This window comes from Prosthecobacter sp., assembly GCF_044226605.1.
In the GTDB taxonomy this organism is placed as follows: Bacteria; Verrucomicrobiota; Verrucomicrobiia; order Verrucomicrobiales; family Verrucomicrobiaceae; genus Prosthecobacter.
Genome location: NZ_JBGAGS010000010.1, coordinates 39,692 through 64,115, shown reverse-complemented (window position 1 = coordinate 64,115; position 24,424 = coordinate 39,692). Strand labels below are relative to the sequence as shown.

Below are 24,424 nucleotides of genomic sequence, written 5' to 3'. Positions count from 1 at the left end.
TTAGGAAGTCCTGCGCTAAAGCCGCCGTCCTATGTCTGAAAAGCGTCAGTTCTTCGGCACCGACGGCGTTCGTGCCGTGGCCAATCGTCACCCAATGACCCCAGAGTTCGTCATGCGGCTCGCGCAGGCGGCTGCCGTCGTGCTTGGCGGCAAACAGGAGGGGGGAGAACGCCCCAAGGTTGTCGTGGGCCGTGACACCCGGGCCTCCGGAGAAATGCTGGAGTCAGCGATCGCCGCCGGTTTGAATTCCGCCGGTGTGGACGTGATCCTCGCGGGCCAGGTGCCCACCCCGGCGGTGGCCATGCTCAGCGCCCAGCTCGGGGCGAACTTCGGCATCATCGTTTCCGCCTCCCACAATCCCTTCAAGGATAATGGCGTCAAATTGGTGCATGGCGACGGGCACAAGCTCAACGACAAGACGGAGTCCGCCATCGAGCGACTGGTGCTCGGTACGGAAGACACGCCGCGTCCGGAAGGCCGTGGCATCGGCCGCATCACCAAACTGGCCGATGGCGTGGACCGCTACGTGGCGCATGCAGTCGCCTCCATGGGCGGCATACGCCTGGATGGCATGCGCGTGGCGCTGGACAATGCGCATGGAGCCTCTTCTTTCACCAGTGCTCTTGCGCTGGAGCAGCTCGGTGCTGACGTGCAGGTTTTCCACTCCGAACCGGACGGCTTTAACATCAACGAAGAATGCGGCTGCACGCATTCGGAAGAGATCGAGCGCATCGTGCGCCAGTGCCAGGCGCAGGCGGGCATCGCCCATGATGGAGATGCGGACCGCGGCGCGCTGTGCGACGAGCAGGCCATCGCCTTGGACGGGGATGAACTGATGGCCATCGCGGCGGAGTCCATGCTCCGCAAAGGCACGCTCAAGCAGAACACCCTGGCTGTGACGGTGATGAGCAACTACGGTCTCGACGATCTCGTTTCCCGCCTGGGCGGACGGGTGATCCGCACCGGTGTGGGAGATCGCTACGTGCTTGAGGAAATGCGCGCGCGCGGGCTGAACTTCGGCGGCGAGCAGAGCGGACACATCATTTTTGGCGACTGGGCCACCACTGGAGACGGGCTCATCTCGGGCCTGCAGGTTCTGCGCATCATGAAGGAAACCGGCGAGCCGCTGAGCGAGCTGCGCAAGTGCCTGAAAAAATTCCCGCAGTGCTCGCGCAATCTTCGTGTGCGCACCAAGCCTCCGGTCGATCAACTCGCCGAGGCGCAGAAGATCATCAAGGAGACGGAGAAGAAGCTCGGTGACTACGGCCGTGTGCTGCTGCGCTACTCGGGCACCGAATCGCTCATCCGCCTGCTGGTGGAAGGACGTGACGTGGAATACCTCGAAGCACAGGCGGACAAGATCGCGTCTGCAGTTCTTGCCCAGATCGGCTGATGTCGCACTACTTCATCACCGGCACCGATACTGACGCAGGCAAGACCTACGTCACCTGCCTGCTGCTGGAGGCTTTGAAGCGTGAGGGCAAAACCGCCGCAGGCTTCAAACCATTCGTCTGCGGTCAGCGGGATGATGCCATTCATCTGGCCAATGCCAGCAGCGAAGGACTCACTGTGGAGGAGGTGAATCCGGTTTGGTTCAAGGTGCCCGCCGCGCCGTATGCAGCGGCGATGATGGAGAACCGCCGGTTTGAGCTGAATGATGTCATCGAGCGGTTTCAGGAAATCGCGCAACGGCATGATCATGTGCTCGTCGAAGGTGCGGGCGGCTGGGAGGTGCCGCTGAATGAGTTTTCCACGATGGCGGACTTCGCCCAGCGTCTGGCGCTGCCGGTGATCGTGGTGGTGAACAACAAGCTCGGCTGCCTGAACCACACGCTGCTGACCGTGCGCAACATTCAGGCCCGGGGAATGACGTGCGCTGGCGTCATACTCAACTATGTGCAGGAGGAGCGTGACGCCGCCAGCATCAGCAACCGCATGGTGCTGGAGCATTTCCTGGATGTGCCGGTGCTGGGCGAAATCATGCACGGCGAGACGGAGATGGACTGGCCGCTCTGAAACACGGGTGTTTTTCAGGTCAGATTTTTTAAGAACGTTCGGCGTGCAGCGCCGACCACCGCGAGACCCACCAGTACGCCCAGCGCCATGGAGGGCGGTATGTCACTGGGCCAGTGCGCGCCGCAGTAAATGCGCGAATACGCCACCGCAGCGGCAAGCAGATACATGAGCGCTCCCGCGCGCCGGTAGAAGGAGGCGATGACGGTTGCGACGGCGAAGAGATTGACCGTGTGGCTGGAGGGGAAGGACTTGCCATGGGTGGCGCCATTCGGTTCGCTGGATTTGACCACGGGCCTGGTAAACAAGCGCATGAAGGCGGGAGAGCCGTTGCCGAGATCACGAATGATGACGTCTCCCCGGGCATCGCGCGGGCGCACGCGGCCGATGGTCTTTTTCAGCGTGTTGGAAATGACGCCGTCGCCGAGTCCGATGGCGACTCCCACGCACAGCAGCATGACGCGCGCGCGCCTGCCGCCACGCCAGAACGTGATCAGCACGGCCACGATGATGAGCGGCAGCCATGCCTCGATGGCGGAGAGCGCTGGCATGAGCCAGTCGAGCACCGGATGCGACCATGCGGTGTTGATTTGATGGAGCAGGCTGATGTCCCAGGCGTTCATTGCGCGCGGATGGGTTTCCAGCTCTTGAGGTTTCGCCCCAGATAGACGCTGAGTTCGCGCGTGCCCATGCCCAGCGGAATGCGGATGTTGCCGCGATACTCCAGTTTTTCGAAGGCGTTGGTGAAGACGGGGTTTTGCAGCAGGACCTCGGCGTGGCCTGGATCAATGATGAGCGCATCAAAGCCAATGCGCTCCTCCGGCCCGGGCCAGATTTCATACTGGGACATCACCGCGCCGCTCGGCTCCCAGCGATAGACGTGCGGGTGCGACGGCATGTAAAAACCCATTTCCGCCGCGCTGTAGCGATGGCCCAGTGCCATGACAAACGTGTTTTCGGGCTCCGGGAGCAAGTCGAAGAACTCCTGCGCTTCAATGCCGGCCTCGCGCCAGCCGAGCATGTCTTCGAGTTTGTGGATGGAGCCCAGTGCCTTGTCCGTGAATTGATCGCCAAACCGGGAGCGGGAAAATTGGAACGCTGCATCCCAGAAGGAATCCGGTGCGGAGATGAGGCCGATGAGAAGGATGTAGCAGGTGTAAGTGAGGGTTCTGCCAATGCGCAAGGACCAGCGCTCCCAGCCCGGATGCGCCACGAACGGTGCCATGCCACGCAGCCATGCAGCGGCCAGAATGAAAGCCGGCACGAAAAAGACGGCGGGCCAGTTTGGATTGATGCGCTGACGCAGAGCCAGCAGCGCAAAGCAGGCGAGCCCTGGAGCCGAAGCCAGCAGGACGAAACGCATGGGGCGTGTCAGCTGCTTTCGCTGTTTCACCGCCACGATCATCGCAACCAACAGTGCGACAAACGTCACCGGGGTGTAAATGAGTGCCTGCAGGCCGATGTTTTCGCCCGTGCGGCCCAGCCAGTCTTCGAAGTCTAGATCCTTCTTGGCGTCGAAGTGGTGCTTGGTGTGCTCCAGGGTGATCCAGCCGTGCTCCTGATTCCACAGCAGCACGGGAATGATGAAGGACATGCCGCAGAAAATGGCGAGCCACATGCGCGGATTGCCCAGAAGCGCGCGGTCCTCGCGCGAAGCGAAGGCGAAGACCAGCATGAGGGCCGGGAAGGCCAGCATCATCTGCTTGCTCAGCGTGCCAAAGCCGATCACGAGGGTCAGTGCGAGCCAGCGCATGGCTGACTCGGGCTTCTGCGCGGCAAGCCAGAAGAGCAGCAGTCCCAGCGTCCAAAACAGCAGCAGCGGCGCATCGATGGTAAACAGCAGGTTCAGCCCGGCATTGGCAAGGGTCAGCAGCACGAGCACGGCTGTGAGAAAGGCGGTGCGGGCGTCAAACAACAGCAGTGCGATGCGGTGGATGATGACCAGCGTGACCGTCCCCAGCAGCAGGGAGGCAAACCGGATGCCCCACTCGGCATTGCCTGTGATCCAGCCGATGATGCCCATCATCCAGCCGATCATGGGCGGCTTGCTGTAGTAGCACCAGTCTGGCCTGCGGCCCCAGTCCCAGTAGTAGGCTTCGTCTCCGATCAGATCCACCCGGGCCACGAACAGGAGCATCAGGACGACGCGCGCGATGAAAACAGCAGCCAGCAGCCACCAGAAGCGTTTAATCCAGGTCGGGGAGTCAGAAGCGGGGTTCACAGCCATCGTGTGCATGATAGCCGTGACTGCCGGGTGGGAAATGAGAATCCAGGGGGTTGATCTTGTTTCCTGGCCCTTTCGTGGACACTTATCCGCACCCCATGACCCAAAGTACCGCGCAAAAAGAAATCGACTGGCTCTACAGCACGCAGTTTTACGGCATCAAGCTGGGGCTGGACAACGTGCGTCGTCTGCTGGGACAACTGGGTCTGCCCAAGACGGGGCAAAAGTTCATCCACGTGGCCGGCACGAACGGCAAGGGTTCGACCTGCGCCGACATGCACTCGATTTTGAAAGCTGCGGGCATCAATGCCGGCTTGTTCACGTCGCCTCATTTGATCCATTTCGGCGAACGTATTCGCGATGCGGAACGGATGATCACGCCGGAGGAGATCGCGGCAGGCGTGAACCGGCTGCGAGAGCGGGTGGCGGGGTGGGAGCCGCATCCCACGTTCTTTGAACTCACGCTGGCCCTGGCGCTGGAGTGGTTTGCACAGCGGGGGAATCCGTGGGTCGTACTGGAGACAGGTCTCGGGGGAAGACTGGACGCCACGAATGCGATCACTCCCGAGGTGAGCGTGATCACACCCATCGGCTGGGATCACATGGAGATGCTGGGAGACACGCTGGCGAAGATCGCGGTGGAGAAGGCTGGCATCATCAAGCCTGGCGTGCCGGTGGTGACGATGCGGCAGGATGCGGAGGTGATGGATGTCATTGCGAGAGCCGCGGAAGAACGAGGTGCGCGACTGACTGTGGTTGATTCACCCTGGGATGGCAAGACAGGACTCGCGGGGCCGCATCAGCGATGGAACGCCGCGATGGCGGTGGCTGCGCTGAAGGCCGCGGGCTTTGTGCTGGATGACGATGTGATCTCACGCGGATTGCGCGAGGTGCAATGGCCCGCGCGTTTTCAAAAAGCCGGCGGATGCATCATCGATGGGGCACACAATGTGGACGCCGCGCGGGTGCTTGCCCAAACGTGGAGCGAGCAGTTTGGAGAACAGAAAGCTGACATCATCTTCGGTGGAGTTGCCGGCAAAGACACCGCGGCCGTGATGCGTGAACTGGCACCCATCTCCGCGCGCTGGCATTTTACAGGCTTTGATTCGCCGCGCGCGCTGGCTGCGGAAGCTCTGGCGGGAATCTGGCAGGGGCTGGGGTGCGAGCCGCGCCCTGTGACCACGCATGCCCGCATCAGCGATGCCTTGCAGGAAACGAAGCCGAACGCACGCGTGCTGATTGCGGGATCGCTCTATCTGGCGGGCGAGGCGCTCGCGCTGTTCGAAAACAAGACGGCGGCTTTCGAGCGCAGTGCGCAGTGACTACTCCTCCGGCGTGATCATCTTGATGCGGTAGCCGTTTTCGTTTTTCTCGAGCTTCATCAGGCCGAGGTCTGCGGCTGCCTCCAGCAGCACGCTGAAGGAGCTGAAGCCGTAAAAGCGCTCGTCAAACTGTGGCTGGCGCCTGCGGATGGCCTGCTTCACCGGGCCCGCCCAGACGGTATCATTGCCGCTGCGGCTGAGCATGGCCTCGACAGTCTCCACCACGATCTGCATGGCTTTCTCAGGATCGCCGCCGGCCTTTTTCTCCTGCGCGGCAGGTCTGGCGGCGGTGGCAGGCGCTGGCTTGGCACGGGCGAAGCGCCTGCGCGTCTTTTCCTCTTCGCGCACGAGGTCGTCGTAGAAGATGAACTCGTCGCAGTTGTCGATGAACAGGCCGCTGGTGCTTTGCTTCACACCCACGCCGATGACGGTCTTGTTGTTCTCGCGCAGTTTGCTCACCAGCGGGGAGAAATCAGAGTCGCCGCTGACGATGGCGAAGGTGTCCACATGGGGCTTGGTGTAGCAGAGGTCGAGCGCATCCACCACCATGCGGATGTCGGCGGAGTTTTTGCCTGACTGGCGCACGTGCGGGATCTCGATGAGTTCAAACGACGCTTCATGCATGGCGCCTTTGAAGCTCTTGTACCTCTCCCAGTCGCAGTAGGCTTTCTTCACGACGGTGCTTCCCTTCAGCAGCAGACGGTCGAGCACCTTGCTCATGTCAAACTTGTCGTACTGCGCGTCCTTCACTCCGATGGCGAGATTTTCAAAGTCACAAAAAACTGCGATGGTATGAGTGCGGTCGGTGGGGGATGCCATGGTGGCAGACTCCCTTCATACGCATGACTGGTCAACCCTTGATGTCGTTGAGCTAGGCTCACGGCCTAGTTTCGCAGGGGCCTGCAAAAAGCCATTTCTCAGGAGCCAAACCTTGCCGACACGCAACGAGGGCGCGAGAATCGATGGAGGTAGTATCTGCACCTGTGCCGCAGATCCCATGTCAGGCTTTTCCCGCATTACATCCCCTGAGTTAACTTTCCAATGGCATCGCAGCATCGCCGAGATCGCCGCAGCGTGGGATGCATGCTTTGGCCGGGAGTCCGTGCTCCGCTCCCACGCGCTCCATGAGGCGGTGGAAAACGCAGCTCTGGATCATGTCGAGACGCACTACCTGACCGGACGGGACGGCGAGGGCGTGGTCTGTGTGGTTCCGTGTTTTGCCTTCAAGCTGTCGCTCGTGGCAGTCGCCAGTCCGTGGCTGCAGCATATGACTGATTGGATCCGCAAGGTCATTCCCGGCTTCCTCACCGTGCGGCTCTTCGTGGTCGGCAGCGCCATTTCCAATGGCGACGATCTGCTGGGCTTCAAGGATCTGGCTGATGAAGGCTTGTGGAGTGCGGAAAGACTGAACTCGGTTTTCGATGAAGTCCGCCGCCAGGCCAAAGCCCTCGGCATAGGCATGGTCGTTATCAAGGAGCCTGGTAAAGCCACTGCTGACATATTGCGGGCCAGACTGGGCCCCGAGTTCTTCTTTGTGGAAAGCCTGCCTGCCATGTTCCTGCGGCTGCCTGGCAAGGAAAGCGGCGGATACGCCGTGGCGATCAACACGCACTACCGGGGCAAGATGAAAAAGCGCAAGGCAGTCTGCGCCGAAAACGGGGTCACCTGGAGCGTGGTTCCAAATTCAAAAGGCCGCGAGGCAGAAATCTACCATTTATACCAGGAGGTGCTTGAGCGGTCGCACTCTGTTTTCGAGCGTCTGAACCAGGCCTTCTTCAAAGAGGTGGAGCGCATGCTCGGCGACGATGCCTTCTACGTAATGGGAGCGCAGCAGGCCGGAGGAAGCGAGCGTCTGGTGGCATGTGAACTGGTGCTGTGCGATCGTGACGGCGGCACCATTCACCCGTTGTACAGCGGGTTTGACTATCGGTTCAAACGCGACTCAAACGTTTACTTCAACATGTTTTACCGGGTCATCGAAGAGGCTGAGCGGCGCGGCTTCAGCCGTGTGCACCTCGGACAGACCTGCTACGAAGTCAAAGCAGAGCTGGGGGCGAAGCGCGTGCCGCTTTATCTCGGCATTCACCACGGCAACCCATGGGTTCACTGGCTGCTCTGGCAGCTGCGCAAAGCTCTCTTTCCCACCACGGCTGTCCCCGAACGAGAGGTGTTTGGCGTGCCGCCGCCTCCTGCCAAAAACGCCGCCCAAGCCAGGCGCCAACCAGCCGGGACCGCGCATGCGGTGAAATAGAGGCCGCAGACCGTCAAGGAGTCAGCCACAACCCAGGGCTTCATAAAACGGCCAGGCGGACAACGAGGGCCTTCCGAGAGATTCCTGTTCAAAGTCACCTTTCATGCCGGAATTTTTCATGGCGTGCAGAGCTGTGCGGCAGTCTGACATGCAGGAGTCAGCAAGGAGGCGGTCGATGATCTGAAGGTCGCGCCGAGTCAGTGGCGCTGATGCGGCGGAATGCCGCCATGCCATGTGAAATGGGTGCACGGGATTGCCGCGGATCTCGCGCAGCCTGCGCAGGATGTCCCAGCCGCTGGGGTCGGTATCGCCGAAATGGTGGTGTGGCAGGCCGGAGGGAAGTTTTTGCAGCAGGAGCTTCACCGCCTGTGTGGGGAAGGAAGTGGCGACGATGAGTGTGCTGCGTGCCTCATCCGCATGCGCAAGTTGAAGAAAGGTGGTCTTGCGGTTCTCGACCGTGAGCAAGCGCTCCGCGCTGGTGGTGATGTGGGTGGCGCGCTCCAATTCTGCCGCGGACAGGGTGGATTCGAAACGCAGATCGACCGGCTTCACGTGATCCTCGAAATGCAGCACCAAAGGCCCGCAGTAGTGCAGGGTGCTGTTGCTCGTCTGGATGCCAAGCGCTTCCAGCGGTGTCTCGCGCTCGAAGAGAGCTTCAAGGGCGCGCTCGAGGAAGCTTTGCTGCTCTTCCAGATGTTTGGAGTCGTGGCCGAGTTGCGTGCTTGCATCACGAATCAGGGTGCCTGCGGGCCATTCGCGGGAGGTGATTTGGAAGAGGAGAGAGAGGAGGTCATTTACGCGTGTTACTTCAAGCCAGCGGAAGGGTTCCAAAACACGTGGAATGGTAAATGCGCTTTCCAAGCGCTGGCAGAGACCCTGCCATAACTCTGGCAGGAGCGGATGTGTTTTGGCGGCCCATGTCTGCACGATCTCCAAGGCTTGCTGCTGAGATGCTGCCCCGGGCTGGCTGCCGAACTGCGCATGCAGCCATGCCTCCGACTCCAGGGGGATGAGGATCTTGTCGATGTAGCGCGGGTTGCGTTTGCGAGGAAGCAGGCGCAGCTTGGGCATGCGCTGCGCTTCACGCAGGGCGGCCTGCTGATCTTCGGCAGACTTGATGCCAGCATCCTCCAGCAACTGTTCCCAATCACGCCGAAAGGGCTGCACCGAGGCGGTCACGCGCCGCTTGCGGGCGGCCATCCAGTCCTGGTGAAGCTGCGCCAGCCATTTCATTCCATCAGCTCAGCGAGACGTGCGCCTTCCACGCGGACGACCCAGTTTTCGATGTTTTGAATCTGCTCGCTGGCTTCGTCGTAGGTGCGCTCCACGCGGCACTGAACGACGGTGTCGGCATGCTGGAACATGGTGGGCAGGCGGTCTTCGGGGAAGGCCATGATGAGCTGGAGGCCGAAGTTGCGGGCGAGCGCGAGACAGTCGTCGATGCGGTCGCCGCTGAGCTTGCTGAAGGCTTCGTCCATAACGACGAGACCGAGGTTTTGCGGATCATCGCGGCGGCCGAGATCATACACGCGGCGGAAGGCGGCGAGGGTGGCGACGAAGAAGGGCGCCTGGTTTTCACCACCGCTCTGTTTTTTGGCGCTCTTGTTCAGACTGATGGCGGCGGCATCGCCACGCCCGGCGGGCTTGGCCTCGATGTCCCAATGGTGGTAATAGCGGTAGTCGAGCGCGCGCTGGTGGCGTTTGTCTTCAGGATTGTCGGCGGCATCGATGGCGGCCATGAGCTCGTTCTTTGCACGTTCGATGTCTTCACGTCCGGCGGCGTTGAAGAGTTCCATTTCAGAGCCGCTGGGCAGACCTTTTTCGACGAGCGTCCAGATGGCGGTGTGGGCTTTGTCGGCACGACTTGTGAGCTGGTAGCGCCAGCCGCCGATCTCGTGATCCATGGCGCGGTTTAGTTCACGCTTGGTGCGGTCGGCTTCGCTGAGCTTTTCGCGCAGGACGTCGAGAACCTGGTGCTGCAGGCGGTCCTCCCACTCGCGCTTGGCCTCGAGGGCGGCGGTTTTGAAGCGTTCGAGTTCGTGCGTCTCCAGATCTTCGCGGCGCTTGTCGTAGGCCTCGTTGTCTTCGGCTTCGGCATCCAGCGCATCGCTGAGATCGGCGTGAACGCTGACCAGTTCGCGGCGCTGCTCATCGCGCTGACGGCGTGCCTCCTGTGCATGCGTGTCGAGCTGCACAGCCAGCGCGGCAGCCATTTCAATGGACCTGCGCCACGAGGTGGACTTCTGCCGCTGGGCGTCGATGCGGCCAGTGATGTCGTCGTCGGAAAAGCCGCGCACGAGCGTGCGCGAAGCCTGGCGGGCGATGCGGGTCTGCTCCTCCTGGAAGATGTCTTCGCTGATGGCTTCCTCGAGACGGGCCTTGGTGAGTTCAAAGGCGGTGATGGCGGACTTGAGGCTGCCAATGCGTTCGTGAATGCCTTCCAGCGAGGCATTTTCCACGCGCAGATTTTCCATCGCCTTCACGTTGTCCGGCGTGGCGATGAGATCCCAGGTGGACTGAAGCTCGCCGAGTTCTTTGCGCAGCTTGGGCAGCAGCGGCACTTCGTCCGCGCCGTCGGGCACGGTGAAGCGGTCGAGATGCCATTCCATACCACGATTCACAAAGGCGCGGAGATCATCGCGATCACGGCGTACTTCTTCAATGACGGCGTCGGTTTCGCGAAGCTCGTTCTCACGCACATCGCGGAGACGGCGCAGGCCTTCCTCTCCCAGCGTGAGTTCTTTTTCGGGCGTGAGGCGCACGCGGCGGGGCGGGTCTTTGAGCCAGCCGTCGAGCGAGAGCGCGCGCTCGTGCTTGTCGAGCTGCGCGGCTTTGTTGACAGCGACGATGCCGCCGAGCAGATGATCGAGCACTTTGCCGGCCATCGGGTGCTGGGTTTCGACCATTTCGCGCAGCGAGCCTTTCTCGACTTTCGCACTGATCTTGGCGGCTTCTTCAGGGTGAATGAGGAGCTCGTTCGGGCTGGGCGTCTGCTGGGCCTGATCCCACGCGGCACGGAAGTCCTCGGGAATGATGGCGCGGCGGTTCATGCCCAGCACGCTCTCCAGCAGCGGCCACCATTTTTCTGCCGTGGGTTTCACTTCGACGATGCGTCCCAAGGCGACCGCCTTCTGGCCGCGGGCGAGGAGGGCATTCAGCAGAGGGGAAGGGGATGACTGCCCTTCGCGGAGCTGCGTGAGGTCTTTGTGCAGCGCGGACTTGCGCATCTCATGTTCGGCCAGGCGGGCCTCCACAGGGCGGAGCTGCTCCATGGCTTCATCGCGCAATTTGATGAAGGCATGGGCAGAGTCTCGTGCGGCGGTGAGGGCTTTGCTCTCGTCCTTGCTCTGCATGCCGGAGATGGCGGCGGAGGCGTCATTGGTATCCTGCAGGCCCAGGCGCGCTGCGTGCAGCGTCCAGTCCTGCCAGTGGCGCAGATGGTTGCGGATCTGCTCATGCAAGCTCGCGGCGGCCGTTTCCAGGCGGCCGATATCCTTGGAGACTTCGCGGCGGCGGCGGTCATTTTCCTCCATGCGCGCGGCCTTGTCTCCAAGTGCGGCACGGGCTGCCTCCACCGAGCGGCGCAGGCGGTCGCGTTCACTCAGGGCCTGCTCATGAACCTTGCGGTTGTCCTCGTAGTCCGCCTGTTTTTCATCCAGTTCGGCACGACTGCGTTGCAGATTTTCCAGCGCCTCCTCGTGCTTCAAGGCGTCGCTAAGGTGGGTGTAGAGCGCGGACTCACGCTTCGACTTGATCCAGTCCTGATGATGCGCGGAGATGCGCTTCAGGCGCTCAAGCTGGTCGTGCATTTTCTCCAGCCGCTCCTGCGCACGGCGGTGGGCGTCCACGCTGGCTTTCACGGCTTTCACATCCGGCATGCCGGGTTCCAGCAGGAACTCGCGCACGAATTTTTCAAAGTTGCTCTCCGGCTCAAAGGCCATCGCGCGGGGCAGCGTCTTGCCCATCTGCTCGGGATCAAAACCCAGGTGGCTGCGCAGCGCCATTTCCTCCAGATAGGCCTTCTGGCGGTCCCACACATCGCCGTCGAGTTCGCGTTTCACGCGGGTGCGGAATTCGTCTTCAGGCAGAAACTGCATCGCCCGGGGTCCGGCTTCGCTGTTCAGAAAATCCTGCCACGCGAGCCTGCGCCCGGCACAAAACCAGATGGTCGAAGGCTTGGCGGAGGGGCTTTCGTACTCGATGCGCGCCCCCCAGGTCTCGCGGCGCGGCTCTGCTTCGCCAGGCTTGAGGGGCCAGGTGAATTCCAGCGCGGCGAGTGTGACGCTGCTGGGGCGCAGGTAGCGCTCGTTGCCATCACGGCCAGTGGTGTTGGTGTCGCAGAGGCAGTAGCCGCGCAGGCTGCGCCCGCTGCCTGCGCCTGCGGCGGCTTTGTTAAACTTGCTCTGCTGCTCGCCCAGCATCACGAACTGAATGAGATCCAGCAGCGCGCTTTTGCCGCTGCCGTTGGCGCCGGTGATCAGCGAAAGGCCGGAGACATCGACGATCTGGCGATAGCCGTACCAGTTCACCGCCAGGATGCGGCTCAGGGTGATGCGTGACTGGCTCATGCCGGCACCTCCTCCGCTGCGGCGCTGCCATCTTTTGGCGGCAGAAAGGTCTCCGCGCGCGCCTGCCATGAGGCGATGTCATCAAAGGGAATCACACGCGCCAGACTCGGCAGAATTTCGATCTGCATTTCCCCCGCCTGCGTCATGCCTTCAGGCTTCAGCGTGCGCACCAGCCGATGCCGGCGCAGGCGCACAAGGCAGGATTCGATCTGCGATTTTTCCGGTGTGGCCACCTTGTCAAAATACACCTTCAGCGCGGCCCAGAGCTGATCCACTGTGACAATGACCGCCTCCTGGCTGCCGGTGCTAATTTCATCATCGTACAAACGCCACAGCGCCAGCAGCACCAGCGTCTCGTCCTTGTCAAAACGACCGAGCAGAAGGCAGGATTCCGTGCGTGGCCTCGCCTGTAGCAGCGAGTGCTCCTCATCCACGATCAATTCCAGTGCGAGGGGAGCCAGGTAGTCCTCCACATGCGTGCGATAGTGATCACGCGCCAGCAGGTACAGTTCGCGCCCGCTGCCCTCATCGCCGAGCAGCACGCCACGGCCCAGCAGCTCCGCCAGCACCTCGCGCAGTCCCGCGCGGTCAGCATCCGGCACATCACTCCAAAAGGAGCGCGGCCAGAGGGGATCTGAGGTGGAGGCGGACATGGCGGGGTGCCGATGATGGAGGGGCTTGAGCGCTTGCTCAACCCTCTCTTGTAATCTCAAACCGCTCAATCCGATGCCCCGCATGCATGTCATGCTCGATGAGATGCGGTTCCAGGCCGTTGCGGCGGCGCAGGCCGTCCACGCTCCAGCGGACGCGTTTGCCGGCGAGGGCAGGGGCGTGCTCGTAGGCCACCACGGCGAGGAGATCGAGCAGGTCGTCGGCGGTTTCGAGGTGGATTTCCTCGGTGCTGGCGCTGCTTTTCTTGCTTGGCAGAAGCTTTGCCACCAGGCGTGCGGCGCGCTGCGGTGTGAGGGCGAGGCGCTGGCGCTCCTTCCATGCTGCGAGCACATCGTCCTCGCTTTGCTTGGCGGTGCCGCTTTGGCCAAACGTGAGATCCACGGGGGCCTTGATGCGGCGGGATTTGGCGAGGGACTCGGTGCCGAAGAAGAAGCGGGTTTCCACGCAGCGCGGCGCGAAGTCGGCGGGCTGGTCATTGAAGTCGGAAAAGCGACCGCCAGCGTGCGCGGTATTGATGGCGTCGCAGTAGGCCTTGATGATTTCGGGGCGGCGGCCGCGAAGCTCGGTCTGGTAGCGGTAGCGCTGCTGGCTGAGGCGGTTGAAGGCGGCCATGCGCAGGTCGATGGCCTCGGCGCGCCGCTTCAGGCCGCCGAGGTCGCGGTCCAGCCGGGTGAGCATGGAGACGGCGATGTCGTAGGACTCGGAGTTGTCGTAGCCGTAGTGCTCGCGCAGGCCTTCGGAAAGGCGCTCGCGCATGAGCGGATCGTCGTGGCGCTCGGCGATGGTGCCGCGGGCCTGCTCGATGCGCATGAGCAGGCCGCCGCGGCGCAGGGCATCGTAGCAGACCATGTGCTGACCCTGGCCAAACTCCTCGTAGAGCAGGCTCAGCGTATCGGCGGCGGTGGCGCTCTGCCTTTGCCGCTGCTCAAAGCTGGTGACGATTTTTTCCACGGCATGCAGCTGCTCGATGGCGCGCTCAAGCCGCTGCGAAAGATCGGTGATGGTGGAGCGCAGCTGGTCTGGCTGCTGGAGCACGGGGTCGAGCACGCCGCGTGCCTCCAGCGTCTGGCAAAGGCCGCGCAGGGTGTCGGCAAAGGTCTTCAGCTCCGCCACGCGGTCTTCGGCGAGGTCTCGCAGCATGCGCAACAGGGGGCGAAGGCCAGGGGCGATGACGGCCCAGCGCTCGTGCAGGCCGAGCGTCTGATCTTCGATCCAACCCGCGGCGATGAGGCGGTTGAAAAACTGGCCCGCACGCTGCCGTGCATCGCGCAGGGCCGCACCCTCATCTTCGGCGAGAAGCGAAAGCGGATGCCGGGCGATGACTTCACGAATGATCTCGTTCGTTTCGCGCTGCGAGAGCCTGCCTGCTTCACCGGCTTCCTCGATCAGGCGGTCCGCGCAGTCCACATACACCGGCGCGGAAGGCCGGGAGAGCGGGCGGAAAAAATCCGCCGACACGCTGCGGCTGAGTCGGGTGCTGAGAGATTCGGAAACCATCGGGTCCACACCATGCGAAGACTTCCTGCCGAGGCAACTGCCCGTCCAACTCCGCTATGGTGCATGGACGATTCCGCCCTTGGGCGGCGGCGGCGCAAGAGATGGCTGTGCGCGGGCGTTGTGCGGGGCTGACCTGATTTTGTTAAAACGCCCACGCCAACCCATGAAGACACGTCTCCTCATCCCTGCGATCTTCCTCGCCGCCTCTGCGCATGCCGCACCGCCGAAGAAGGAGGAAGGCATCGACCCGAACAAGCCGGTCTCCTTCTACAAACACATCCGCCCCATTTTCCAGGCGCAGTGCAACGGCTGCCACCAGCCCGCCAAGAGGAAGGGCGACTACATCATGACGGAGTTCGTCGCCCTGCTCAAAGGTGGCGAGGAAGGCCACGCGATCGTGCCGGGAAAACCCGCCGAGTCCAATCTGCTGAAGCTCATCAAGCCAGACGAAAAGGGCAAGGTGGAGATGCCGCAGAAGGCCGACCCGCTGCACGAGACGCAGATCGCCCTTATCGAGCGCTGGATCACCGAAGGTGCCAAAGATGATACACCGGCCTCCGCCAAGGCGGAATACGACATGGCCCACCCGCCGGAGTACGTGAAGGCCCCGGCCATCACCTCCATCGAGTATTCACCGGATGGCAGCATGATCGCCGTTGCGGGATATCATGAAGTGCTCGTTCACAAGGCCGATGGCAGCGGCATCGTGGCACGTCTCGTGGGTCTGGCTGAGCGCATTCAGAAGCTCGCGTGGTCTCCGGATGGCAAGAAGATTGCCGTCACCGGCGGCAGCCCGGCGCGCATGGGCGAAATCCAGATCTGGGACCTCGCCGCAAAGAAGCTGGAGCTCTCCAAGTCGCTGACCTTTGACACGCTGTATGGCGCAAGCTGGTCGCCCGATGGCAAATTCCTCGCCTTTGGCTGTGGCGACAATGCAGTGCGTGCGATTGACGTCGCCACCGGCAAGGAGACGCTCTTCATGGGCGGTCATAGCGACTGGGTGCTGGACACCGTGTGGGGTGTGGATGGCAAGCATGTGGCCTCCTGCGGCCGTGACATGAGCGTGAAGCTCACGGAAGTGGCCACGCAGCGCTTTGTGGACAACATCACCTCCATCACTCCAGGGGCGTTGAAAGGCGGTGTGCAGGTGCTGGCGCGCCATCCGCAGCGCAATGAAGTGCTCATCGGCGGCACCGACGGTGTGCCGGCGATCTATCGCATGGAGCGCATCACCAAGCGCGTCATTGGCGACAACGCGAACCTCATCCGTAAATTCCCCGCCATGCAGGGCCGCATCTTTGGCGTGGATTTCGCGCCAGATGGCAAGCGCATCGCAGTGGGCTCGTCCAATGAAGGCGTGGGTGCGGTGAACATCTATGCCAGCGACTACGACAGCACCATGCCCGAGGCGGTGAAGAAGATCGTGGAAACCGTGAACGGCAAAGGTCCGGAGCTGGATGAGTGGATCGTCAAAGATGTGAAGCAGCTCAGCAGCACACCGGTGCCCTGCGGCCTCTTCAGTGTGACCTTCAGCCCGGATGGCAAAACAGTCGCCGCAGCAGGCCAGGACGGCATGGTGCGTGTGATCGATGCTGCGACCGGGGCCATCGCCAAGGAGTTTGTCTCCGTGCCGCTGGTGAAGGAAAAAGTGCTGGCCGCCACGGACGTGATCGCGGACGACAGCGTGCGCGCCGTGCTGGAAAAAGGCACCAAGGTCGAAACCCTCCACACCGGTCCGACCGTCGCCTCCATCGAAGTGGAACCCGCCACCATCAAGATCGGCAAGCCCACCGAGTATGCGCAGCTTCTCATCACCGCCCGCATGAGCGACGGCACCCGCGCGGACGTCACCCGCATGGCCAAGATCACCGCGGAGAACACCGACGTGGTGGACGTGAACACCCGCGGCATGGTGCGCCCGGACAAAGACGGTGCCACCGCAGTGAAGATTTCCTTCCAAGGCAAGACCGCCAACATCCCCGTGACTGTGGCCGGCTTGAACGTGGCCCTCAAGCCCGACTACGTGCGCGATGTCATGCCCATCATGTCAAAGCTCGGCTGCAATCAGGGCACCTGCCACGGCGCCAAGGAAGGCAAGGCGGGCTTCAAGCTCTCCCTGCGTGGCTATGATCCCGTGTATGACGTGCTCGCTTTCACCGACGACATCTCCAGCCGCCGCGCCAACGTCGCCTCGCCGGAGCATTCGCTCATGCTGCTGAAGGCCAGCGGCGCTGTGCCGCATGAGGGTGGCCAGCTCACCGTCCCGGGAGAGCTTTACTATGAGTCCCTGAAAGCCTGGATCGGCCAGGGTGCGAAGCTGGATCTCAAAACTCCGCGCGTCTCCAGCATCGAGCTTTCGCCAAAGAATCCCGTCATCGAGCGCATCGGCGGCCGCCAGCAGCTTCGCGTCATCGCCCATTATGCGGATGGCTATGTGAAGGATGTCACCGCCGAGGCCTTCCTCGAGAGCGGCAATGGCGATGTGATCGAGGCTGACAAAAAGGGCCTCATGACCAGCCTGCGCCGGGGCGAAGCGCCCATCCTCGCCCGCTTTGAAGGTGCCTACGCAGCCACCACCATCACCGTCATGGGAGACCGCACCGGCTTCGCCTGGAAGGAACCGGAGAAGTGGAACAAGATCGACGAACTCGTGGCGCAGAAATGGCAGCGCATGAAGATCGAGCCGAGTGGCCTGTGCAGTGACGAGGACTTCCTGCGCCGCATTCATCTGGACCTCACCGGCCTGCCGCCAAAGCCCGAAGCTGTGGCCGCTTTCCTCGCAGACACCCGCGACACCCGCACGAAGCGCGGCGAGGTGATCGACAAGCTCATCGGCAATCCTGATTTTGTTGAACACTGGGCCAATAAATGGGCCGACATGCTGCAGGTGAATTCCAAGTTCCTCGGCACCGAAGGCGCCTCGGGCCTGCGCACCTGGATCAAGCAGCAGGTTAGCGACAACACGCCGTATGACCGCTTTGCCTACCGCATCATCACCGCCAGCGGTTCCAACAAGGACAATCCACCCGCCGCTTATTTCAAAACCGTGCGCACCGCCGAAGACATCAGCGAAAACACCACGCACCTCTTCCTGGCCACACGCTTCAACTGCAACAAGTGCCACGACCATCCCTTCGAGCGCTGGACGATGGATCAGTATTATGAAACAGCGTCCTACTTTGCGCAGATCGACCTGAAGGGCGACCCTGCCGCCAAGGGAGCGACCATCGGCGGCACCGCGGTGGAAGGAGCCAAGCCGCTGTTTGAAATCGTTACCGACAAAAAAGACGGCGATGTGATGCACCTGCGCACCAACAAGCCCGTGGCGCCCCAGGTGCCGTTTGAGGCCGAACTCGTCAGCAAGACCGCCAGCACCCGCCGCGAGCAGTTTGCCACCTGGATGACCAGCCCGCAGAACGACTACTTTGCCATGAGCTATGCCAACCGCATCTGGGGCTACCTCACCGGCACCGGCGTCATCGAGCCGCTGGACGACATTCGCGCCGGCAATCCGCCGAGCAATCCGGAGCTGCTGCAGTACCTGACGAACGAGTTCATCCAGAGCGGTTTCAACGTGCGCCACCTGATGAAGATCATCGCCAACAGCCGCACCTACAATCTGAGCCTTGCCACCAACAAGTGGAACGAGGACGACAAGATCAACTACAGCCACGCCAAGGCCCGCCGCCTGCCCGCCGAAGTGCTCTTTGATTCTGTGTTTGCCGTGACCGGCAGCATGCCAAACATCCCCGGCGTGCCCAAGGGCACCCGCGCCGCCGCGCTGGCAGACGGCCAGATCAAGCTGCAGGACGGATTCTTGGCAAACTTTGGCAAACCCGCCCGTGAATCCGTGTGCGAATGCGAACGCAGCAACGAGGTGAACCTCGGCCCCGTCATGGCCCTCATGAGCGGCCCAACAGTGGGAGACGCCATCAGCGATCCGGGCAACGCCATCGCCAAACTCACCAACGAGATCAAGGACGACCGCCAGCTGGTGGACGCCATCTTCATGCGAGTCCTCAACACCCATGCGAGCGAGAAGGAGATCAATGCCGCCCTTGCCTCCATGCAGGAGATTGATCCAGAAAACAAGCAGCTCGCGGGTGCGCTGCAGGTGAAGGAAGCAGAGCAGAAACCGATCATCGAAAAGGCCGAGGCGGACCGTCTGGCCGCCATTGATATGGCGAAGAAGGAACTCGAAGCCTACAAGGCCAAGATCGCTCCTGAAGTGGCCAAAAAAGAAGCCGCCCGCAAAGCCGCCATCACGGCCGCAGAAGCCAAGGTGAAAGCCTCCCAGGACACAGCGCCGGCCAATCAGCCCGCGTGGGAAAACTACCTCGATCTCACCACCGAGTGGCAGCCCTTTGACAGCATCAAGGTGCAGCGCGCGGGTGGTGTGGAAAAACTCGAGATGCAGCCCGATGGCAGCCTCTTTGCCACCGCGATGCCCGCAGGCCGTGAAACCACGGGCGCCTACGTGCTCATTGGCAAGACCTCTCTCACCAACATCACCGCGATCAAGCTGGAGATGCTGCCCGACGACCGCCTGCCCAGCAACGGCCCCGGCCTCGCTCCTGATGGCAATTTCGTCCTCGGCGAGTTCACCGTCCGCACCGACCCCATTGATGCCAAGCGCAGCAAGCGTGGTGGTGAAGAGCAGCTTCTGAAAAATCCGAAGGCAGACTTTGAGCAGGACAAGTTCTTGGTCACGGAGTCGCTCAAGAAGGGCAATCGCGACCGCGGCTGGGCCGTCAGTCCGCAGGGCGGCTTCCGCCACGAGGCCACGTTTGAATTCGCCAAGCCGGTGGCGAACGACGGCGGCTCTCAGTTCACCATCACGATGACCTCCAACTTCCAGAACGGGAAGTACAACCCCGGCCGCTTCCGTCTTTGGGTCACCACGAATCCGATGGTGCGCTTCGGTGTTCCGGCCGCTGTGGCCGCCGCATTGAAGGCTCCGAAGCGCACGCCGGAGCAGAACGCGCTGCTCACCCAGCACTTCCTCAATCAGTTCAAGGACTACCAGGCGCAGAAGAAGGTCCTGGCCAACGCCCGCAGGCCGCTGCCGGTGGATCCGCAGCTTGTGGCATTGGAAACCAAGCACACCGACAGCCAGAAGCCCATCATGCTGGATCCCAAGCTCGTGCAGCTCCGCCGCGACGCGGGCCTGAGCCAGACTCAGCTTGGCAACAAGCGGCTGACAGCTGCACAGGACCTCGCCTGGGCCCTGATCAATTCGCCGGCCTTCCTGTTCAATCACTAAGCTGCCCTCTCCAAAGTTGCCCAGTTGCGCCGCAACTGGGTCGGGAGTGCGTTCGCCTCCCCAATTGACGCGTGGGGTGCCGTGTCGTAACCTTCAGCCAAGGTGAGTACCGAAAAAAACTGCATCAAGCAGCTGGCAAGGCACCAAAGGCCATTCGCTTGAAGCCTTCCACCACCGACTACGCGACCTTTGCGGCCACGACGGACAAGGTGCTGGGAGTGATCGCTTCAAACGGGCCCAGAACGAAGCCGAACAAGCGCATGCTCTGGCTCGCGAATTCGAAATCCTGAGGCTGTCGGATCAGACAGGGCATCAAACATTGACTCGACGGCGTCGATGCCATAATTTCTATCCATGATCGCCGAACGCTTTCCAGGTTTCGCGCAACTGCCCGACGAGGATAAGATGACCCTCATGGCAGAGCTTTGGAAGGATGTGATGGACGACACCCCTGACGACAACCCTGCTTTGGCTGAATTCGTTGAACAGCGGTGGCAGGAGTATCAGCAGCACCCGGAACGGGTATCTGCCTGGAGTGATGTCAAAGCTCGAATTCTGGCCTCTCGTGCATGAAGCACGAGCTCGTCTGGACTTGGGCTGCCGAGGCCGACTTGCAGCGTTTCTTTGCTGAAGCTGAGGATGTTCGGGAAGGCAAGGGCATGGAATTGCTGACTCAGGTCGAAACAGCTTCTGCCTTGCTTGTTCAGTTTCCTCGGATGCCACCGAACTGGAGGTTTCCAGTTCGGCGTCTCATGATCAGGCGGCGTCAACTTGCATTGTTTTACGTTCCAGAATCGCGCGGCATTGTCATCATCGGTGTTGCCGACCCTCGGCGTGATCCTGAGGCATGGTGGGATGAACTTCGCAGCCGAATGTCATGAAGACCGACCTAACAACCCAGCCCACCCCCACAGTCGTCCTCATTCACGGACTTGGCCGGTCGCGGCGCAGCATGTGGATGGTGGGGCTGTGGCTGAAGTATTGCGGCTACCGGGTGAAGAGCATCGGCTATCCGTCTCACCGCAGTTCGATTGCGGATGCGGTGCAGAAGCACATCAATCCGGCGCTGGAGAAGCTGGAGATTGAGGAAGGAACGCAGGTGCATTTCGTCACGCACTCGCTCGGTGGCATCGTGTTCCGAGCCTGGGCGGCGCAGCGGGACCCGAAGTTTCCGCTCGGCCGTGCGGTGCTGCTGGCCCCGCCAAATCAAGGCAGCCAGATCATCGATGAACTGCGGCAGTGGGGCTGGGTGCGCTGGCTTCTTGGACCCGTGTCCGCAGAGCTGGGCACCGATGCGAACAGCACGCCCAACACCCTCGGGCCTCTCCCGCCAGACACCGGCGTCATCATGGGAAACAAGGACACGCTGCCGGTTTTTCGGCGTTTTTTAGGCGACGAGTCAGATGGTGTTGTCACCATCGCTAGCTCGCATGGAGAGGGAGAGGCAGACTTCGTGCTTCTGCCGACGAATCACGCGACCATCATTTTGCAGCCTGCGGTGTTTCGCGCAGTGACCCGGTTTTTGAAGACGGGGAGTTTTAGGGAGTGAGGGCGGTGCGATTCCAGATCATGTTCATCACGCTGTCAGTGTGACGCATCATGTCGTCGTTCGTGAATCGAAGTGTCTCGATGCCCTGAGAGCGCAAAAATGCCTCTCTCACTTTGTCGTGCTGCTTTCCTTCGGCGGTGTTGTGCTGTCCTCCATCCAGCTCGATGGACAGCTTTAAATCCGCGCAGTAAAAATCGAGGATATAAGGCTCCACCGGGTGCTGGCGGCGGAACTTGCGTTTGTTCACTCGACGATCACGCAGGCAGGCCCACAGGAGGGCTTCGGGGTCGGTGGCATCCTGGCGAAGCTTGCGGGCAAACTCGATGAGGGTGAGACGCTCTCCGGTGATTTCATGGCGAATTTCTTCCAGGCGCGTGAGCATGGGGTCAATACGTCGGAAGGCACGAAAATCGTCAAGAGGGCTTTTTGTCGTCCCCTCACCCCAGCCCTCTCCCCGAAGTTGATCCTGGAGCAGCGGAGTCTTGGGCGAGGAGAGGGAGATTCGCGTTGGATTTCTTTGGAAATAAATCGGAGCCACAACGCAAATCTCCTCTCCCCGTCGAGGACGCGATTGCTCAGTGTGACCTTCGGGGAGAGGCCGGGTGAGGGGGCAATATTCCGCCCCGCCAGCCTCACCTCACGGCGCCGCCAGCTTCGTCACCACGTGGCTCATGTATGGGAACAGCTGCTTCTTGCGGCTTACCACGCCCGCCATGTCATACACGTGCTCCTTGGCCTGCGGATAGTCGATGGCATCGATGACACGCTGGTCTCCGGCCACCAGCAGCACGCTGTGGTGTCGCGTGATGTCCGTAACCATGAGGCAGGCGAAATGGAGATTGTGCTTCGTGAGAAGGGCATGCAGCGCGCCTTGAAGGTCCGCCTCGCGTTTCCAGAATTCATCAAGCCCGAGCTCCTCAATCTGGGAGATGCTGATGTGCCAGCCGTTTTCCTCGAAGACCTTGCGGTCGCTTTCCAGCGCGCGGTCGGGGGTGTTCTCGCGCAGCATGGAGCCGGCGGCGAAGAAGTCTTTGACGAACTGCGCACTGTCGATCCCGCCGATGCCGCTGAGCCACTCCAGAATCTCTTTGTCCGTGTTCGTGGTCGTCGGGCTGGTGAGGTGCAGCGTGTCCGAGATGATGCCTGCGCAGAGACAGATGGCGGTGGCTTTCTCCGGGGCCGCGCCGCGCATGCGGTACATGATGCCCACGATGGTGCAGCTGCTGCCCACGGGCTCGTTGATGAAACGGATCGGCTCCTTGGTGCGCAGATTGCCGCTCAGGCGGTGATGGTCGATCACCTCGATGATTTCGGCTTCATCCGCACCGGCCACGGCCTGGGCGAATTCATTGTGATCCACCAGCACCAGCTTCATGCGGGGCAGATCGATCAGGTCCGACTTGGAAAACACGCCGAGAAGCTTCTGCGTTTCCTCATCCACCACCGGAAACAATGGCTGGCTGGAATGCTGCGCCGCCGGGACGATTTCACGGATGGGCGTGCGTGAGCCGAAGGACAAAAATTCGTGCGACAGGGCCTCGCCGATGGGCCGCGAGAAACGCAGCAGCTGCGAAGTGCTGGCGGTGTCGTAGGGCGAATAAATAATGGCAACGCCCTGCTCCGCCGCCCGCTTCAGCACGCTGGTGGTGGCTTTGAATTTGCCGGTGATGATGAGGCAGCGCGCGTTCATCTCGATGGCCAGCTCATGAATCTCAGGGCGGTCGCCCGTGACCATTACCAGAAGATTCGCGGGGAACTGCTGCGCACGTTTGCGCGTGGTCTCCAGACTGGAAGCTGCAACGACGAGCACAAAATCCTGAATTGTTTCCAAGTCCGGAGCCGCGCCGCCCAAAATGCCATCGAGCGCGTTCACAATGTTCAGCAGGCTGCTGCGCACTTCACGGTTGGCAGCATCCGTCTTGTCGTTCGTCTGCGCGGGCAGGAAAAGCTGACCCAGCTCCTGGATGGCAGGCATGCCCAGCAGGCGGCCCTCATCATCCACGATCGGGATGCTGCGGAAGTTGTGGTCCATCATCATCCGGTACACCGAGAGGAAAGTCTGGTGCGGGCTGGCGGTGAAGACATCGCGCCGGCAGATGGTGGAGGCCGTGGGCCGCACATCCAGCAGCAGCCTCGGGTTGGGCACGCCGGCGGTTTGGAGCACCCAGTTGGTACGCACACTCAGCTCACCGCAGCAGGCGGCCTCCGCCTTCATGCCACGCACATCGCGCAAAAATGCCGCGTAACCGATCGCAGAGCAGATCGCGTCCGTGTCCGGATTGCGATGCCCGATCACGTGGATCGTGTCGGGCGACGCAGTCTGGCGCAAGGCCGAGGAAATGCGGTTGATCAGCGACGCATTTTCCGTCGCGGCTGTTTCAGTGGCGGCCATGCGAGAGGATGCTGTGGGGGGACAAGCTCAGCCTCAGGCGGTGGCAAAACCCAGCGCGGTGATGCGGGCATGCACGGCGTCCTTGTTCTCAAGGAGCTCGGCGATGGGGTCCCACTTGCCTGTGGTCAGCGCCTCATGGGCGGTGCCGGGCAGGGTGATGCCAAATTCCTGGTCTTCAAAAAGCACCTTTCCAGCAACCACGTCGATGGTGACTTCGAGCTTCGGATTGCGCTCGATCTCATTGGCCAGCACCTTGATGTCCGCGGCGCTCGCGCACACGCAGGGAATGCCCAGCGTGGTGCAGTTGCCGAAGAAGATTTCCGCGAAGCTCTCGGCGATGACGGCGCGAATGCCGAAGCGGTACAGGGCCTGAGGGGCGTGCTCGCGGGAGCTGCCGCAGCCGAAATTGGTGCCGGAGAGCAGGATGTTTGCGCCTTTGAAGCGGGGATCGTCCAGCGGGTGGCCGGTGGGCTTGCCGTCCTTGTCGTAACGAACGTCGTAGAAGGCGTATTCGCCGAGTCCGTCAAACGTGACGCATTTCATGAAGCGTGCCGGGATGATGCGGTCGGTGTCGATGTCCGAACCGGGAACGTAAACGCCGGTGCCGGCGACTTGGGTGATTTTTGCGAGTGCCATGGGGGCCGCCATACTAGCGGAATTCGGCGCGAGGGCA

19 protein-coding genes are annotated in these 24,424 nt (G+C 61.8%); 9 read left to right on the top strand and 10 right to left on the bottom strand.

Going from position 1 to position 24,424, the window contains the following annotated elements:
- Positions 1-31 precede the first annotated feature (31 nt).
- Positions 32-1,393 carry a phosphoglucosamine mutase gene (gene glmM / locus ACILSO_RS15160; protein ID WP_395738274.1) on the top strand — a complete coding sequence of 454 codons (1,362 nt, stop codon included), beginning with the start codon at positions 32-34 and terminating at the stop codon, positions 1,391-1,393.
- A complete protein-coding gene (gene bioD, locus ACILSO_RS15155) occupies positions 1,393-2,016 on the top strand; it encodes a dethiobiotin synthase (protein ID WP_395738273.1) in 624 nt (207 codons plus the stop codon). The genes glmM and bioD overlap by 1 nt, the downstream gene beginning before the upstream one ends.
- A 14-nt stretch (positions 2,017-2,030) precedes the next feature.
- Here the strand turns inward: bioD and ACILSO_RS15150 are convergent, their stop codons facing one another.
- Positions 2,031-2,636, bottom strand: a complete 606-nt coding sequence (locus ACILSO_RS15150; protein ID WP_395738272.1) for a phosphatase PAP2 family protein — start codon at positions 2,634-2,636, stop codon at positions 2,031-2,033.
- On the bottom strand, positions 2,633-4,249 hold the full coding sequence (locus ACILSO_RS15145; protein ID WP_395738271.1) for an ArnT family glycosyltransferase: 1,617 nt from the start codon (positions 4,247-4,249) through the stop codon (positions 2,633-2,635). Before ACILSO_RS15145 ends, ACILSO_RS15150 begins: the two co-directional genes overlap by 4 nt.
- 86 nt (positions 4,250-4,335) lie before the next feature.
- On the opposite strand from ACILSO_RS15145, the gene ACILSO_RS15140 reads away from it, so the two are divergent.
- Positions 4,336-5,559: a bifunctional folylpolyglutamate synthase/dihydrofolate synthase gene (locus ACILSO_RS15140; protein WP_395738270.1), complete on the top strand. Its 1,224-nt coding sequence runs from the start codon at positions 4,336-4,338 to the stop codon at positions 5,557-5,559.
- Here the strand turns inward: ACILSO_RS15140 and ACILSO_RS15135 are convergent, their stop codons facing one another.
- Positions 5,560-6,378 (bottom strand): NYN domain-containing protein, encoded by an 819-nt coding sequence (locus ACILSO_RS15135; protein ID WP_395738269.1) that lies wholly within the window; start codon positions 6,376-6,378, stop codon positions 5,560-5,562.
- Positions 6,379-6,556: 178 nt separating this feature from the next.
- Here ACILSO_RS15135 and ACILSO_RS15130 point away from each other — a divergent pair, with 178 nt between their 5' ends.
- Positions 6,557-7,810 (top strand): GNAT family N-acetyltransferase, encoded by a 1,254-nt coding sequence (locus ACILSO_RS15130; protein WP_395738268.1) that lies wholly within the window; start codon positions 6,557-6,559, stop codon positions 7,808-7,810.
- A gap of 21 nt (positions 7,811-7,831) precedes the next feature.
- Here the strand turns inward: ACILSO_RS15130 and ACILSO_RS15125 are convergent, their stop codons facing one another.
- Genes ACILSO_RS15125 through ACILSO_RS15110 form a run of 4 tightly spaced genes read right to left on the bottom strand, consistent with a single transcriptional unit; the run spans position 7,832 to position 14,547 of the window.
- The gene (locus ACILSO_RS15125; protein WP_395738267.1) at positions 7,832-9,043 is read right to left on the bottom strand and encodes a Wadjet anti-phage system protein JetD domain-containing protein; all 1,212 of its coding nucleotides are present in this window, start codon (positions 9,041-9,043) and stop codon (positions 7,832-7,834) included.
- Positions 9,040-12,378, bottom strand: a complete 3,339-nt coding sequence (locus tag ACILSO_RS15120; RefSeq protein ID WP_395738266.1) for an SbcC/MukB-like Walker B domain-containing protein — start codon at positions 12,376-12,378, stop codon at positions 9,040-9,042. Before ACILSO_RS15120 ends, ACILSO_RS15125 begins: the two co-directional genes overlap by 4 nt.
- Positions 12,375-13,031 carry a DUF4194 domain-containing protein gene (locus ACILSO_RS15115; RefSeq protein ID WP_395738265.1) on the bottom strand — a complete coding sequence of 219 codons (657 nt, stop codon included), beginning with the start codon at positions 13,029-13,031 and terminating at the stop codon, positions 12,375-12,377. Before ACILSO_RS15115 ends, ACILSO_RS15120 begins: the two co-directional genes overlap by 4 nt.
- A gap of 37 nt (positions 13,032-13,068) precedes the next feature.
- Positions 13,069-14,547: a Wadjet anti-phage system protein JetA family protein gene (locus ACILSO_RS15110; RefSeq protein WP_395738264.1), complete on the bottom strand. Its 1,479-nt coding sequence runs from the start codon at positions 14,545-14,547 to the stop codon at positions 13,069-13,071.
- A 163-nt stretch (positions 14,548-14,710) separates the two neighbouring features.
- Here ACILSO_RS15110 and ACILSO_RS15105 point away from each other — a divergent pair, with 163 nt between their 5' ends.
- The 5 genes from ACILSO_RS15105 (at position 14,711) to ACILSO_RS15085 (ending at position 21,359) form a co-directional block, all read left to right on the top strand.
- Positions 14,711-19,810, top strand: coding sequence for a DUF1549 domain-containing protein (locus ACILSO_RS15105; RefSeq protein ID WP_395738263.1), 5,100 nt, complete (start codon positions 14,711-14,713; stop codon positions 19,808-19,810).
- A gap of 158 nt (positions 19,811-19,968) precedes the next feature.
- The gene (locus ACILSO_RS15100) at positions 19,969-20,100 is read left to right on the top strand and encodes a hypothetical protein (protein ID WP_395738262.1); all 132 of its coding nucleotides are present in this window, start codon (positions 19,969-19,971) and stop codon (positions 20,098-20,100) included.
- Positions 20,101-20,164: 64 nt separating this feature from the next.
- The gene (locus ACILSO_RS15095) at positions 20,165-20,383 is read left to right on the top strand and encodes an addiction module protein (protein ID WP_395738261.1); all 219 of its coding nucleotides are present in this window, start codon (positions 20,165-20,167) and stop codon (positions 20,381-20,383) included.
- Positions 20,380-20,691, top strand: a complete 312-nt coding sequence (locus ACILSO_RS15090; protein ID WP_395738260.1) for a type II toxin-antitoxin system RelE/ParE family toxin — start codon at positions 20,380-20,382, stop codon at positions 20,689-20,691. The genes ACILSO_RS15095 and ACILSO_RS15090 overlap by 4 nt, the downstream gene beginning before the upstream one ends.
- Positions 20,688-21,359 (top strand): esterase/lipase family protein, encoded by a 672-nt coding sequence (locus tag ACILSO_RS15085; RefSeq protein ID WP_395738259.1) that lies wholly within the window; start codon positions 20,688-20,690, stop codon positions 21,357-21,359. Before ACILSO_RS15090 ends, ACILSO_RS15085 begins: the two co-directional genes overlap by 4 nt.
- Here the strand turns inward: ACILSO_RS15085 and ACILSO_RS15080 are convergent.
- The 3 genes from ACILSO_RS15080 to leuD all read right to left on the bottom strand — a co-directional run bounded on the left by ACILSO_RS15080 (position 21,349) and on the right by leuD (position 24,387).
- The gene (locus tag ACILSO_RS15080; protein ID WP_395738258.1) at positions 21,349-21,741 is read right to left on the bottom strand and encodes an endonuclease domain-containing protein; all 393 of its coding nucleotides are present in this window, start codon (positions 21,739-21,741) and stop codon (positions 21,349-21,351) included. The genes ACILSO_RS15085 and ACILSO_RS15080 overlap by 11 nt on opposite strands.
- Before the next feature lie 255 nt (positions 21,742-21,996).
- Positions 21,997-23,751, bottom strand: coding sequence for a putative manganese-dependent inorganic diphosphatase (locus tag ACILSO_RS15075; protein ID WP_395738257.1), 1,755 nt, complete (start codon positions 23,749-23,751; stop codon positions 21,997-21,999).
- A gap of 33 nt (positions 23,752-23,784) precedes the next feature.
- Positions 23,785-24,387, bottom strand: coding sequence for a 3-isopropylmalate dehydratase small subunit (leuD, locus tag ACILSO_RS15070; RefSeq protein ID WP_395738256.1), 603 nt, complete (start codon positions 24,385-24,387; stop codon positions 23,785-23,787).
- Positions 24,388-24,424: the final 37 nt, after the last annotated feature.

What these genes read in the sequence shown, in the direction of transcription:
- glmM (WP_395738274.1), top strand. Translation starts at nt 32, where the DNA reads ATGTCTGAAAAGCGTCAGTTCTTCGGCACCGACGGCGTTCGTGCCGTG.
- bioD (WP_395738273.1), top strand. Translation starts at nt 1,393, where the DNA reads ATGTCGCACTACTTCATCACCGGCACCGATACTGACGCAGGCAAGACC.
- ACILSO_RS15150 (WP_395738272.1), bottom strand. Translation starts at nt 2,636, where the DNA reads ATGAACGCCTGGGACATCAGCCTGCTCCATCAAATCAACACCGCATGG.
- ACILSO_RS15145 (WP_395738271.1), bottom strand. Translation starts at nt 4,249, where the DNA reads ATGCACACGATGGCTGTGAACCCCGCTTCTGACTCCCCGACCTGGATT.
- ACILSO_RS15140 (WP_395738270.1), top strand. Translation starts at nt 4,336, where the DNA reads ATGACCCAAAGTACCGCGCAAAAAGAAATCGACTGGCTCTACAGCACG.
- ACILSO_RS15135 (WP_395738269.1), bottom strand. Translation starts at nt 6,378, where the DNA reads ATGGCATCCCCCACCGACCGCACTCATACCATCGCAGTTTTTTGTGAC.
- ACILSO_RS15130 (WP_395738268.1), top strand. Translation starts at nt 6,557, where the DNA reads ATGTCAGGCTTTTCCCGCATTACATCCCCTGAGTTAACTTTCCAATGG.
- ACILSO_RS15125 (WP_395738267.1), bottom strand. Translation starts at nt 9,043, where the DNA reads ATGAAATGGCTGGCGCAGCTTCACCAGGACTGGATGGCCGCCCGCAAG.
- ACILSO_RS15120 (WP_395738266.1), bottom strand. Translation starts at nt 12,378, where the DNA reads ATGAGCCAGTCACGCATCACCCTGAGCCGCATCCTGGCGGTGAACTGG.
- ACILSO_RS15115 (WP_395738265.1), bottom strand. Translation starts at nt 13,031, where the DNA reads ATGTCCGCCTCCACCTCAGATCCCCTCTGGCCGCGCTCCTTTTGGAGT.
- ACILSO_RS15110 (WP_395738264.1), bottom strand. Translation starts at nt 14,547, where the DNA reads ATGGTTTCCGAATCTCTCAGCACCCGACTCAGCCGCAGCGTGTCGGCG.
- ACILSO_RS15105 (WP_395738263.1), top strand. Translation starts at nt 14,711, where the DNA reads ATGAAGACACGTCTCCTCATCCCTGCGATCTTCCTCGCCGCCTCTGCG.
- ACILSO_RS15095 (WP_395738261.1), top strand. Translation starts at nt 20,165, where the DNA reads ATGATCGCCGAACGCTTTCCAGGTTTCGCGCAACTGCCCGACGAGGAT.
- ACILSO_RS15090 (WP_395738260.1), top strand. Translation starts at nt 20,380, where the DNA reads ATGAAGCACGAGCTCGTCTGGACTTGGGCTGCCGAGGCCGACTTGCAG.
- ACILSO_RS15085 (WP_395738259.1), top strand. Translation starts at nt 20,688, where the DNA reads ATGAAGACCGACCTAACAACCCAGCCCACCCCCACAGTCGTCCTCATT.
- ACILSO_RS15080 (WP_395738258.1), bottom strand. Translation starts at nt 21,741, where the DNA reads ATGCTCACGCGCCTGGAAGAAATTCGCCATGAAATCACCGGAGAGCGT.
- ACILSO_RS15075 (WP_395738257.1), bottom strand. Translation starts at nt 23,751, where the DNA reads ATGGCCGCCACTGAAACAGCCGCGACGGAAAATGCGTCGCTGATCAAC.
- leuD (WP_395738256.1), bottom strand. Translation starts at nt 24,387, where the DNA reads ATGGCACTCGCAAAAATCACCCAAGTCGCCGGCACCGGCGTTTACGTT.